The organism is Streptomyces sp. NPDC043876, from assembly GCF_056435825.1.
Map to the genome: position 1 here is coordinate 159424 of NZ_JBWKDV010000003.1, position 12445 is coordinate 171868.

Consider the following 12445-nt stretch of genomic DNA (forward strand, 5'->3'; position numbering starts at 1 on the left):
CGAAAGGCCCCCACCCATGACCCTCCAGCGCCGGATCCTGATCCTGCTCACCGCCGTGCTCCTCCTCGCGGGGATCGGGGTGGTCTCCGTCGTGCGGGCCTCCTCCCGCGCCGAGGAGAAGAACCGGGAACAGGCCGGCGGCCCGCGGGTCACCCCGGGCCACGTCGCGCTGACCCCCGGCGACGGCGGCCGCCGGATCGTGTTCCGCAACATGGCCTGGGGGCCGCACCGCGACGAACTGGCCACCGTGCCCGCCGGCCGGCCGGACGGCGAACGCACCGCCTCCGGCGTCTCCTGCCTGCGCTTCCACGCCGCGGCGGGCACCGGGATCTGCCTGCGCCAGGTCAAGGGCGGGGTGCAGGACAGCTACACGGCGGTGGTGCTCGACGCGCACCTCAAGGAGGTCTCCAGCCGTCCGCTCGCCGGGATACCGACGCGCGCCCGGGTCTCGCCCGGCGGGCACCTGGTGGCCTGGACGGTCTTCGTCGGCGGGGACTCGTACGCCGGGACCGACTTCTCCACCCGCACCTCGGTCCTCGACCTGCGCACCGGAAGGTACGACGCCTCCCTGGAGGACTTCACGATCCGCAAGGACGGCCGGACCTACCGGGCGGCCGACGTGAACTTCTGGGGCGTGACCTTCGCGGCCGACGAGCGGACCTTCTACGCGACCCTCGCCACCGGCGGCGCGACCCACCTGGTCCGCGGCGACCTCGTGGAGCGCACCCTCACCACGGTCCGCGAGAACGTCGAGTGCCCCTCGCTCTCACCCGACGGCGCCCGGATCGTCTTCAAGAAGCGCGTGGCGGGAGCCCCCGCCGACGCGCCGTGGCGGCTCTACGCCCTGGACCTGGCCTCCGGGGCCGAAACCCCGCTCGCCGAGACCCGGAGCGTCGACGACCAGGCCGTGTGGACGGACGACCACACGGTGGTCTACTCCCTGCCCGGCGATTTCGGCGCCGACCTGTACGCGGTACCGGCCGACGGCAGCGGCGCCCCCGCCCGGCTCATGCCCTCGGCCCTCGCCCCGGCCTTCCTCGGCTGAACGCCGACGAGGAAGGCCGGAGCGGGGGACCGCGGGCCGCTCAGGCCGGGACCAGCGATTCGGCGGCCCGGCGGGAGCGGCGCGGGCGTCGCCCCCGGATCCGCAGCTCGATGACGGAGCGCACGGCCGGCCACTCCTCGTCCAGCACCGAGTAGAAAGCGGTGCTGCGCACCGCTCCGTCCAGCCCCCGGGAATGGGCCCGGCGGACCCCTTCGCAGGTCAGCCCGAGTTTCTCCATGGCGGCGCGGGAGCGGGTGTTGCGGGCGTCGGCGCGCAGTGAGATCCGGCGGACCCCCCAGGTCTCGAAGGCATGGCGGAGCATGAGGAGCTTCGCCTCGGTGTTGATGCCGGTTCCCTGGGCACCCGGCGACAGCCAGGTGTTCCCGATCTCCGCGGCATCGGGGATCGCCGTGGCCGGGTCGCCGTACGGGACTCCCGGCACAGCGGGCCACACCAGGGGGCCCTGCCAGTAGTCGAGCTCCAGGAACCGGGTCGATCCGACCACCCGTCCGTCGGTGGCTCTGACCACCGCGAAGGGGAGCGATCGACCCGCCGCCTGATCGGCGAGGGCGCGGTCGATGTACTCGTGGGACGCCTGCAGCCCGTGGGGCACGGGAGTGAAAGCGTAAGTCGTACGATCCTCGGCCCCGGCCACGGCCAGGGCCTCGGTGTGGCGGGGGGCGAGGGGCTCGAGCCGCACGGTGCGGCCCGCGAGGAGTACGGGTACGGGCACGGAGCCTTCGGTCCTTCTAGGCGGTGGGGTGGTGGCACAGCATGCGCTCGTGACGTCACCCCCCGCGCAAAACGCGAGTGAAAGGCAACGGGCTGTCAGGTGAACGCGAGTGGCTCAATGTAACTCCTCGAAGTCCGCATATGAACCCCCCTTTCGGCAACGGCGCGACACCGATTCCGGACGGCCCGCGCGGCGGTCCCGGAGCACCCGGATTCCGGCTCCGCCGACGCCCCCGGCACCCCAAACCACCGGGGCTGTTGGCGCCGGCAAAAGGCTCACCGGCACTACCGCCACCTGCGGCCTTCGTCCGGCCCGGACGCCTGCTGAAATGGTCGGATGAGGATACGGATCCTGCCGCCGCCGGGCGCGCCGCGCCGCCTGGCCGCCGCCCAGCTGAGCAATTCCGTCGGTGACGGTGCCTACTACGTGTGTTCGGCGCTCTACTTCACCCGAGTGGTCGGTCTGTCGCCCGCGCAGATCGGCCTCGGTCTCACCGTCGCCTGGGCCGTCGGCTCGGTGGCGGGCGTGCCCATCGGCGCCCTCGCCGACCGGCGGGGCCCCCGCGGCACCTCGGTGCTGCTGGCCCTGGCCACCGCCGCCGCGGTCGCCTCCTTCCTGCTGATCTCCTCCTTCTGGCCGTTCCTGCTCGCCGCCTGCGTGTACGCGACCGCCCAGTGCGGGCTCGCCGCGGCCCGCCAGGCGCTGCTCGCCGGGCTGGTGGCTCCGCAGGAGCGCACCGGGGTCCTGGCCCACCTCCAGTCGATGCTCAACGGCGGCCTGGCACTGGGCGCGGCCATCGGCGGGCTCGCGCTGAGCGCCGACACCGGCCCGGCGTACCGGCTGGTCTTCGTCCTGGACGCGGTGAGCTTCCTGGTCTGCGCCGGGGTGCTGCTGCGGTTGCCCCCGGTGGCACCGCTGCCGGGGCGCGGGGCCGGAGAGCCGCGGCTCGCGGTGCTCCGGGACCGCCCGTACGCGCTGGTCACGCTGCTGAACGCGGTGCTGCTGCTGCGGATGCCGCTGCTGAGCCTCGCCATCCCGCTGTGGATCGTGGAGCGCACGCACGCGCCGGGCTGGCTGGTGTCGGCGCTGTTCGTGCTGAACACCGTGGCCGTGATGCTGTTCCAGGTCCGCATGGCGCGTCCGGTGGGCGATCTGGGCAGCGCGCGGACCGCCGTGCGGAGCTCGGGCCTGGTGATGGCCGCCTCCTGCGTCGCCTTCGCGCTCTCGGCGCTGCCCGCCGGTGCCTGGGCGGCGGCCGCCCTGCTCGTCCTCGGCGCGGTGCTCCAGGTGCACGCCGAGATGCGCCAGTCCGCCGGGTCCTGGCAGATCAGCTTCTCGCTGGCCCCGCCCGAGCGGATCGGCCAGTACCAGGGCTTCTTCGGCACCGGGGTGCCGGTGGCGCGGACCCTGGGGCCGCTGCTGCTGACCTCGCTGCTCCTGCTGTGGGGGATCCCGGGCTGGCTGCTGCTGGGCGCGGTGCTGCTGGCGGCCTCCTGGGCGATGGGCCCGGCGGTGCGCTGGGCGTCGGCCTCCGCCGAGCGGGCCGGCGCGGGCGGGCCCGCCGTCGTACGGGCCGCGTCCACGAGCTGACGCGAGTGCCGCGTCGCGGGCCCGCGGAACCGGTAGCGTCGCCGGTCTTGCCCCCGAGAGCAGCGGAGCACACATGACGTCCGGATCCCGCATCACCTTCCTGGAGGGCCAGGCCGGCCAGGGAGCCGCGCTGGAGCGCATCGCCGACCGCGTCCGCACCCGGCTGGCGGGCCCCGGAACGACCGCCCTGCGCACCGCCCGCCGCCCGCTGTTCACCGGCATCGGCGCCTCCTACGCGGCCCTCGCCGCCCCGGTGCGGCAGCTGCGCGCGTCCGGAGTGGTCACCCAGCGGGTGCTCGCCAGCGAGATCGAGCGCGGCACCACCGGATTCGACACCGACTGCCTGATCGCCGTCTCCCAGGGCGGCCGCAGCTGCGAGACCGTCGCGGCCCTGCGCAGCGCGGCCCCCGGCATCACGCGGACCGCGCTGCTGAACGTCGCCGCCTCGCCGCTGGGCACCCTCGCCGACCTCACCGTCGACCTCGGCAACGAGCCCGACTCCTACGCCTCCACCATCGGATACACCGGCACGGTCGTGGCCCTCGACCTGGTCGCGGGAGCGATCACAGGGCGCCCCGCGGCCGACGACCCCTGGCACCGGATCGCCGAGCGGAGCGCCGCCGTCCACGGGCAGGCCGCCGAGGTCATCGCGGGGCTGCGGGAGCGCGGCGCCCGCTGCGTCGCCGCCGACGCGGTGGCCGCCGGGGCCTCCCGGGCCTCCGCCGAGGAAGGCGCGCTCCTCCTGCGCGAGGTCGTACGGATGACGGCGGCCGCGTCGGCCACCCGCAACTACCTGCACGGCGGGATGGAGTCGGCGGGCAACACCCTGCACCTCGTCTTCGGGGACGGACGCGAGATCGAACTGGCCCGCACCCTGGCCGGGGCCGGCCACCTGACCCTGCTGGTCACCACCGCGGAGGCCGCGGAGGCCGCGGGGGCGGCCGTCGTCCGGCTGCCGCGGTGCGCGGACGCTGTCCGGGTGGTCCTGGAGACCGTGGTCGTCCAGGAACTGGTGGCCCAGCTCAGCGCGGAACGCGGCCTGCCGATCGAGTCCTTCGTCTTCGCGAACGACGACACCAAGGAAGGCGGGCTGGACGGGGCCGACTTCGGCGGGGCCGCCCGCTCCCCGGTGCGCTGAGCAGGTCCCCCTGCCCGGGCGGAACGGGGCGGACGGAGGCCGGTGACCCCGCTCCCGGGCGCCGTCCGGGGCCTGCGATCATCGGGCCATGGACCTGGACGACGTACTGCGGCGGCTGGCCTCCGTCGGGCCGTTCTTCACCGCCCCGTCCGCCGCGGAGCCGCCCGGGCCGGGGTTCCGGCCGCTGTCGCAGCTGTACGGCGAGCGGCTCGGGGAGTACGTCGGTGAGGTGGGCCGCCGCATGGGCACCGGCCCCGGCCGGGTGGCCGCCTCCACCGCGCAGCTCGGCATCGCCTCCCGGCTGTGGTCCCTCGGGCTCGGCTGCGCGGCGCTGTCCGGGCGGGTGCCGGACCTGGCCCCCGACCGGGTGTGGTGGCGGCTGCCGCAGGCGGGGTCGCTGGAGCTGTGGCTGCCCCGTCCGGCGGACCTGCCGGGGGAGGAGCTCGGGGCCACGGTGCTCGGGAACCTCGCCGTTCTGGACGCGGGGCTCCGCTCCCGCTTCGCGCTCTCGCCGCAGGTGCTGCGCGGCAATGCCGCCTCCGGCCTGGTCGGGGCCCTGCGGGTGCTGATCGACCGGGTCCCGGCGGGCGGCGCCGTGGCCCTGGCCGCGGCGCTACTGGCCGACGGCGGGCCGCTGGGCCGCACCGGCACCTTCGTGCACGAGGAGGGCCTCGGCGTGGCCTTCGTACGGCGCAGCTGCTGCCTCTACTACAAGGCGCCCGGCGGCGGTCTGTGCGGAGACTGCGTGCTGCGCACCAGGTAGGGGGCGAAACGAACGGGGCCACCGGGGAGCGGTCGCGCCGCTCCCCGATGGCCCCGACGACGGGCCGGACCCCTAGAAGGTGAGGTTCCAGGCGTCGATCTTGCCGGTGTCGGCGTTGGCGTTGTCGTTCACACGGAGCTTCCAGACGCCGCCCGCGACCTCCGGGGAGGCGTCCACGGTGAAGGTCTGGACGATGTTGTCCGTGCCGCCGCCCGCCCGGTTGGACAGGGTGTAGACGCTTCCGTCGGGTGCGACCAGGTCGACCTTCAGGTCACCGATGTAGGTGTGCTTGATGTCCACGCCCACCTTGAGGGTGGCCGGCGCGTTGCCGCTCACCCCGCTGACGGTGATCGGGCTCTCCACGGTCGCGTTGTCGTTGATCGCGAAGTCCGCCGTGTTCTCGAAGTACTTGCCGGTCGGCGGAGTGGAGCCGCCGACCGCCTTCAGCGCGTCGACCTGGCCCTCGCCGAAGAAGGCGTTGTTGGCGGTGGTCCCGGTGCAGCGGCTGTCGGAGGGGCAGGGCACGTCGTTGGCCTGGGTGGCCAGCTTGTCGCGCAACTGGGCCGGGGTGATGCCCGGGTTGGCGCTCGCGAGGAGTGCGGCGACGCCCACGACGTGCGGAGTGGCCATCGACGTACCGCTCTTAGTGCCGTACTTGCCGCCCGGAAGGGTGGAGTAGACGTCGCTGCCCGGGGCCGCGACGTCGATGACGCCCGCGCCGAAGTTGGAGAACGAGGCCTTCGTGGTGCCCGTACCGTTCGCCGCGACCGTGACCACGCCCGGGAGTTCGGTCGGGATGTCGAGGCAGGCGTTGGTGATGGTCCGGGTGGTCGGCGTCGAGTCGTTCGGGCTCGCCGAGTCCGTGGTCTTGTGGGCGAGGTCGTAGTTCTCGTTGCCCGCCGCGGCGACCTGGAGCGAGCCCTTGCCCTCGGCGTACTCCTGGGCGCGCTTGACGCCCTCGATGATGGCGGCCTGGTCGATGTTGTCGGGGCAGTTGAACTGCCACGGGTCCGTGTAGTAGCTGTTGTTGGTGACCTTGAAGCCGTGGTCACCGGCCCAGACGAAGCCGCAGATGGTGTTCTCGGCGAAGAAGAACGAGTTGCCCGGCTCGGCGACGCGGACCGCGGAGATCTTCACACCGGGTGCCACGCCGACGACGCCCTTGCCGTTCTTGGCGGCGGCGATGGTGCCCGCGACGTGCGTGCCGTGGGTGTCCACGTCACGCCAGGCGCCGGCGCGGGTGTCCGGCTTGCCGTAGGCGCAGGAGACGGAGTCGGCCGCGTTGAAGTTCGGCGCCAGGTCCTGGTGCTGGTCGTCCACACCGGTGTCCAGGATGCCGACCTTCACGGAGGCCGAACCGGGGTTGACGGCCCAGGCCTGGTCCGCCTTGATCTGGCTCATGTCCGCGCGGACGGGCTCGCCGGTGCCGGTCGCCGACTGCGCCGGGTTGGCGGGCAGGGCCGGGTTGTAGGCGTCGGCCGGAACGTCCGAGGTCCGGGTGGCGCCGACCTTCTGGACGCCGCTGACCCCGCGCATCGTGGACGCGAAGGAGGCGGACGCCGAGTGGGCCACGATCACGCCGATGGCGTCGAAGTTCGAGAACACCGTGCCACCGTTGGCCGCCACGGCCGAGCGGACGGCCGAGCTGTCACCGGGAGCGGTGATCACGAGGTAGGCACGGGTGCCGGCAGCCCAGGTCGCACTCTGGGAAGCCGGGGCCGCGGCCCGGGGAGCCGGGGCGGGGGCCCCGGACGAGGTCACGGGAGCCGTGCCGGCGAGCGCGGCGGGGGCTCCGAAGGTCAGTGCGGCGCCGAGGGCGGCGGCCAGCACGAGGGTACGTCGAGGTCGGCTGGATATGTGGGGTATCAATGCGTCCTCCGAAGGGCCCGGTGGTGCTGGTGGTACCTACCGGGCCGTACGAAACGAGTGGTGGACGCAAGATGTCAGACGCGTGCCCCTCTGCGGAAGTACCTTTCACCGCACGCCGGTTCTCGGATGGGTGGCTGAAAATCGCCTATCAGCCCGGGGTGTCGGCGCCGACCGGGCGGGGCACCGTGGGGGGAGAGCCCTGCCCGGCCGGTCCGGCGCGCGTACCGGCGTGTGCCGTTCTAGACCGGTACGCCGTCCTTGCCCCCGGCCGGCTGCCCGGGCATCGGGGCGGACCGCGCGTCCTCGTGGCCCGCGTCGCCGCCGCCCTGCGGGGTCTCGCCGCCGTGCCCGTCGTCCGTCAGCGTCGCCTCGTCGAACGGAAGCCGCCCGGCGAGGACTTCGGTGGCCCGGCCGCGGTCGAACTCCTTGGTCCAGGTCCCGATCAGTACGGTCGCCACCGCGTTCCCCGCGAAGTTCGTCAGCGCCCGCGCCTCGCTCATGAACCGGTCGATGCCCACGATCAGGCCGACGCCGTCGACCAGTTCGGGCCGGTGCGACTGGAGGCCGCCCGCCAGGGTGGCCAGGCCGGCGCCGGTCACCCCGGCGGCCCCCTTCGAGGCGATGATCATGAACAGCAGTAGCGAGATCTGCTCGCCCAGCGCCAACGGCTTGCCCATCGCCTCCGCGATGAAGAGCGAGGACATCGTCAGGTAGATCGCGGTGCCGTCCAGGTTGAAGGAGTACCCCGTCGGCACCGTGATCCCGACCACCGGCCGGGACACGCCCAGGTGCTCCATCTTCGCGATCAGCCGCGGCAGCGCCGACTCCGAGGAGGAGGTGGACAGGATGAGCAGGAACTCGCGGCCCAGGTAGCGCAGCAGCGCGAAGACGCTGACGCCCGTGCACAGCCGCAGGAGGGTGCCGAGGACCACGATCACGAAGAGCAGGCAGGTGGTGTAGAAGCCGATCATGATGACCGCGAGGGACTTCAGCGCGTCGACGCCGGTCGCGCCGACCACCGCCGCCATCGCCCCGAACGCGCCCACCGGCGCCGCCCACATGATCATCGCGAGCACCCGGAAGACCAGCTTCTGCAAGTGCCCGACCCCGCGCAGCACCGGCTCGCCCGCCGTCCCCAGCGCTTGCAGCGCGAACCCGCACAGCAGCGCCACCAGCAGCGTCTGGAGCACCTCGCCCCCGGTGAAGGCCGACACCATCGTCTTGGGAATGATCCCCAGCAGGAACTCGGTGGTGTCCTGAGCCCCGCCCGCCTTTGCCTGCGCCTCGCCCGCGCCCCGCACGGCCTCGGTCAGGTGCAGCCCCCTGCCCGGCTCCAGCAGGTTGCCCACCAGCAGCCCGATGGCGAGGGCGACCGTGGACATCACCATGAAGTACCCGAGCGCGAGCCCGCCGACGGCGCCCACCTTGGCGGCCTTGCGGACCGAGCCGATGCCCAGCACGATCGTGCAGAAGATCACCGGCGAGATCATCATCTTGATCAGATTCACGAAGCCCGTGCCCAGCGGCTTCAGCTCGACCGCAGTGCCGGGCGCGGCCAGGCCCGTCACGATGCCGAGCACCACCGCGATGATGACCGCGATGTAGAGATAATGGGTTCTGTCGCGCCTGGCGGCCACGTCGCCTCCTGAAGATGAATACGTCCCGCGCCGACCATCGCCCAGCCTGTGACCCCGGTCACCCTTGCGTTCATTGAGTTCACGGCCGGGTGCACACTGAGCGTCATGTTCCGTTTCCCCCGTCCGCGCAGCCTCGCGGGTCAGCTCTTCGCCATGCAGGTGGTGCTGGTCGCGCTGGTCGTCGCCGGATGCGCGGTCTTCGCGTACGCCACCGCGCGCCGCCAGGCCGAGGAGGCGGCCGGGCGCCAGGCGGGCGCGGCGGCCCGCGCGGTCGCGGACTCGCCCTCCGTGCGGGAGGCGGTCGGCGGGGCCGACCCCTCCGCCGCGCTCCAGCCCTACGCGGAGCGGGTGCGCGCCGACACGGGCGTCGACTTCGTGACGATCATGTCCCCGGACGGACGCCGCTGGACCCACCCCGATCCGCGCCGGATCGGCGAGCGCTTCCTGGGCAACACGGCGGCCGCCCTGCGTGGCGAGACCTTCAGCGAGACCTACACCGGCACCCTCGGCCCGTCCATCCGGGTGGTCACCCCGGTCACCGCCGACGGCCGGGTGATCGCCCTGGTCAGCGCGGGGATCACGGTCCGCGCCATCAGTGACCGGCTCGGCGGCCAGCTGGCCGCCCTCGCCTGGGTCGCGGCCGGCGCCCTGGCGCTCGGCGGCGCGGGCACGTACGTCGTCAACGCCCGGCTGCGCCGCCACACCCACGGCATGAACGCGGCCGAGCTGAGCCGGATGCACGACTACCACCAGGCGGCCCTGCACGCCGTCCGCGAAGGCCTGCTGATGCTCGACGGGCAGCGCAGGGTCACCCTCATCAACGACGCGGCCCGCGAACTCCTCGGCCTGCGCGGCGAGGTGCGGGGCCGGGGCGTGGACGCGCTCGGCCTGCCCGCACCGCTGACCGGAGCCCTGCTCGCCGACCGCCCCCGGGTCGACGAGGTGCACCTGAGCGCCGACCGGGTCCTCGTCGTGAACAGCTCACCGGTGGCGGGCGGCGGCCGGCACGGCACCGTCGTCACCCTGCGTGACCACACCGACCTCCAGTCGCTGACCGGCGAGCTGGACCACGAGCGCGGTTTCACGGAGGCGCTGCGCTCGCAGGCCCACGAGGCGGCCAACCGCCTGCACACCGTCGTGTCCCTGATCGAACTCGGCCGCACGGACGAGGCGGTGGACTTCGCGACCGCCGAACTGGAGCTGGCCCAGGCCCTCACCGACGAGGTGGTCACCGCCGTGGGCGAACCCGTCCTGGTCGCCCTGCTGCTGGGCAAGGCGGCCCAGGCGCACGAACGCGGCGTCGAACTCGTGGTCACGCACGACAGCGCACCGCCGGCCGCCGCGGCCGGCGTGCCCCCGGCCCGGGACCTGGTCACGGTGCTGGGCAACCTCATCGACAACGCCGTGGACGCCCTGACGGGCACCGCCGGAGGGCGGGTCCGGGTGACCGTCCGCGCCGCCGACGGGGAACTGCTGCTGCGCGTCGCCGACAACGGGCCCGGACTGCCCGCCGGCGCCGACGTGTTCCGGCGCGGCTGGTCGGGCAAGGGGGCGGGGCGCGGCCTCGGCCTCGCGCTGGTGCGCCAGGCCGCGCACCGGCACGGCGGCAGCGTGAGCGCCGCCGATGTGCCGGGCGGGGGCGCGGAGTTCACCGTACGGCTGCCGCTCGCGCCGCTCGTGCCGCATTCGCCGCAGGCCCCGGGGGTGCGGGGATGAGCGGCGAGGACGCGCGGGTGCGGGTGCTGGTGGTCGAGGACGACCCCGTCGCCGCCGCCGCGCACGCCCTGTACGTCGGCCGGGTGCCCGGCTTCACCGCCGTCGGCGCGGTCCACACGCTGTCGGCGGCGACCCGCGCCCTGGAGCGGACCCGGGTCGACCTGCTGCTGCTCGACCTCGGCCTGCCCGACGGGAACGGACTGCGCTTCGCGCGCGGTCTGCGCGCCGCCGGGCACCCGGTGGACGTGATCGTCGTGACCTCGGCGCGCGACCTGGCGGTGGTCCGCGAGAGCGTCTCGCTGGGGGTGGTGCAGTACGTGCTGAAGCCCTTCGCCTTCCCGACCCTGCGCGAACGGCTGCTGCGCTACGCCGAGTTCCGCGGCGCCGCCGGCGAGGCGGCGGGACAGGACGACGTGGACCGGGCGCTCGCCACACTGCGGGCGCCCCGGCCCGCCGAGCTGCCCAAGGGCCTGAGCGCGCCCACCCTGGACCGGCTCGCCGCGCTGCTGCGGGCGGCCCCCGAAGGGCTGACGGCGGCAGCGGCGGCCGCGGCGGCGGGCACCTCCCGGATCACCGCCCGGCGCTACCTGGAGCACCTGGTGGACACCGGGCGGGCGGCCCGCACGCCCCGGTACGGCCAGGTCGGCCGCCCCGAACTGCACTACCGCTGGCTGGCCGCCGACGATCAGGGCGCGACGGGCTCCACGTCGAAGGTGTAGAACTTCCGGTGGTCGAGCATGTCCGCGGGGGTCACGTCGTTCCACGGCCGCATCGTGTCGTGCAGGTCCACCACGTCCGGAGTGCCCGCGGCGGGCAGGTAGGGCGACCGCGGGTGCCGGGCCTGCCACTCGGCCCAGAGCTTGTCGATGTAGGCGTGGTGCATCCAGAACACCGGGTCGTTGGGCGAGGCCCCGGTGCCCATCTGGCCGCCCACCCACACGTGCACGCGGTTGTGCAGGTTGGGGCCGCGCCAGCCCTCCAGGTGGTTGCGGAAGCCGCTGGAGGAACTGTTCCACGGCGCCGAGTCGTAGACGGACAGGGCCAGTACGGACTCCACCTCGGCCTTCGTCGGCAGCTCGGCCACGCCGGTGCCGAGCGCGCGGCGCAGGTACTCGCGCCCGTCGACGCGGACGGCGAGCGGCCACTTGCCGGCGGAGTGGGCGAAGGGGCCGTCCATGACCTGCCCGTCGCGCGCCCGGCCGGTGCCGCCGAGGAAGTCGGCGGCCCACAGCGAGGAGCGGGGGGTGCGGTCGGTGGTCCAGTCCCAGTAGGGGAGGGCGACGGCCGGGTCGATCCGCTGCAGGGCCGTCTCGAACTCGATGAGGAAGCGGCGGTGCCAGGGCAGGAAGGAGGGGGAGCGGTGGCCCACCCGGTCACCGCTGTCCGTGTCGCCCATGATGAAGCCGTTGTGCGTGGTGACGAACCGGTCGTAGCCGCCGGTGCGCTTGAGTTCGACCAGCGCCGAGGTGAAGGCGCGCTTCTCGGCGGGGGTCAGGGTCGCCTGGTTCTTGCGCACGGTCATCACATGCCGCCCATCGGGACGAGGGCGGCGCCCTGGAGTTCGCGCACGGCGGCGCGGGCGAGGGAGGGCAGGTCGGGGAAGGTCTCGTAGTGGTTGACGACGCTGATCCAGCTGGAGTCGGCGTTGCGCATCACGTGGAGTTCGGCGCCGTCTATCCGGACGGTCGGGAGGCCGGGGGCGTGGTGGCCGCCGTGGTGGTCCCCGCCCTGGGCGGGGGTTATCCGGATCCGGCGGCCCTGGTAGACCTCGTCGAGGGTGTCGCCCGCGCGGGGTGCGGGCACGGTCGCGGCGGCGGGCAGGGTGGCGGCGTGCGCGGTGGCGGCGAGGCCGAGCAGGGTGAGTGCGCCGGCAGAGGTCCCGAGGACCCGGCGGCGGCTGATCTGGTTCATGGGAGGAAGGATGATCACGGGCGCGCGGGCCGCTCAACCGGTT

11 protein-coding genes are annotated in these 12445 nt (G+C 73.9%); 6 read left to right on the forward strand and 5 right to left on the reverse strand.

Translation table 11 applies throughout. The annotated features are described in order from the left end of the window. Positions 1 to 16 precede the first annotated feature (16 nt). Positions 17 to 1045: a TolB family protein gene (locus AC0693_RS10135; protein ID WP_469315698.1), complete on the forward strand. Its 1029-nt coding sequence runs from the start codon at positions 17 to 19 to the stop codon at positions 1043 to 1045. A gap of 40 nt (positions 1046 to 1085) precedes the next feature. Here the strand turns inward: AC0693_RS10135 and AC0693_RS10140 are convergent, their stop codons facing one another. Next, complete coding sequence (locus AC0693_RS10140) at positions 1086 to 1778, reverse strand: GNAT family N-acetyltransferase (protein ID WP_356412517.1); 693 nt, start codon at positions 1776 to 1778, stop codon at positions 1086 to 1088. A gap of 336 nt (positions 1779 to 2114) precedes the next feature. Between AC0693_RS10140 and AC0693_RS10145 the strand changes: the two genes are divergently transcribed. From AC0693_RS10145 to AC0693_RS10155, 3 genes are all read left to right on the forward strand, one after another. Continuing rightward, the gene (locus AC0693_RS10145; RefSeq protein WP_478801451.1) at positions 2115 to 3368 is read left to right on the forward strand and encodes an MFS transporter; all 1254 of its coding nucleotides are present in this window, start codon (positions 2115 to 2117) and stop codon (positions 3366 to 3368) included. Between the two features lie 73 nt (positions 3369 to 3441). Continuing rightward, positions 3442 to 4506, forward strand: a complete 1065-nt coding sequence (locus tag AC0693_RS10150) for an SIS domain-containing protein (RefSeq protein ID WP_478801452.1) — start codon at positions 3442 to 3444, stop codon at positions 4504 to 4506. An 88-nt stretch (positions 4507 to 4594) separates the two neighbouring features. Further along, positions 4595 to 5269, forward strand: coding sequence for a (2Fe-2S)-binding protein (locus AC0693_RS10155; RefSeq protein WP_478801453.1), 675 nt, complete (start codon positions 4595 to 4597; stop codon positions 5267 to 5269). A gap of 72 nt (positions 5270 to 5341) precedes the next feature. Here AC0693_RS10155 and AC0693_RS10160 read toward each other — a convergent pair whose 3' ends face one another. Further along, entirely contained in the window at positions 5342 to 7099 is a 1758-nt protein-coding gene (locus tag AC0693_RS10160) for a S8 family peptidase (RefSeq protein ID WP_478801454.1), read from the reverse strand. 278 nt (positions 7100 to 7377) lie between these two features. Further along, positions 7378 to 8775, reverse strand: coding sequence for a cation:dicarboxylate symporter family transporter (locus AC0693_RS10165; protein ID WP_478801455.1), 1398 nt, complete (start codon positions 8773 to 8775; stop codon positions 7378 to 7380). Between the two features lie 105 nt (positions 8776 to 8880). Here AC0693_RS10165 and AC0693_RS10170 point away from each other — a divergent pair, with 105 nt between their 5' ends. Both AC0693_RS10170 and AC0693_RS10175 read left to right on the forward strand, forming a co-directional pair. Continuing rightward, entirely contained in the window at positions 8881 to 10491 is a 1611-nt protein-coding gene (locus tag AC0693_RS10170) for a sensor histidine kinase (protein ID WP_478801456.1), read from the forward strand. Continuing rightward, complete coding sequence (locus AC0693_RS10175) at positions 10488 to 11210, forward strand: response regulator (RefSeq protein ID WP_469336080.1); 723 nt, start codon at positions 10488 to 10490, stop codon at positions 11208 to 11210. Before AC0693_RS10170 ends, AC0693_RS10175 begins: the two co-directional genes overlap by 4 nt. Here AC0693_RS10175 and melC2 read toward each other — a convergent pair. Both melC2 and melC1 read right to left on the reverse strand, forming a co-directional pair. Then, positions 11177 to 12013: a tyrosinase MelC2 gene (melC2, locus tag AC0693_RS10180; protein ID WP_356412531.1), complete on the reverse strand. Its 837-nt coding sequence runs from the start codon at positions 12011 to 12013 to the stop codon at positions 11177 to 11179. The genes AC0693_RS10175 and melC2 overlap by 34 nt on opposite strands. Then, positions 12013 to 12402 (reverse strand): apotyrosinase chaperone MelC1, encoded by a 390-nt coding sequence (gene melC1 / locus AC0693_RS10185; RefSeq protein ID WP_468468396.1) that lies wholly within the window; start codon positions 12400 to 12402, stop codon positions 12013 to 12015. Before melC1 ends, melC2 begins: the two co-directional genes overlap by 1 nt. Between the last annotated feature and the right edge of the window lie 43 nt (positions 12403 to 12445).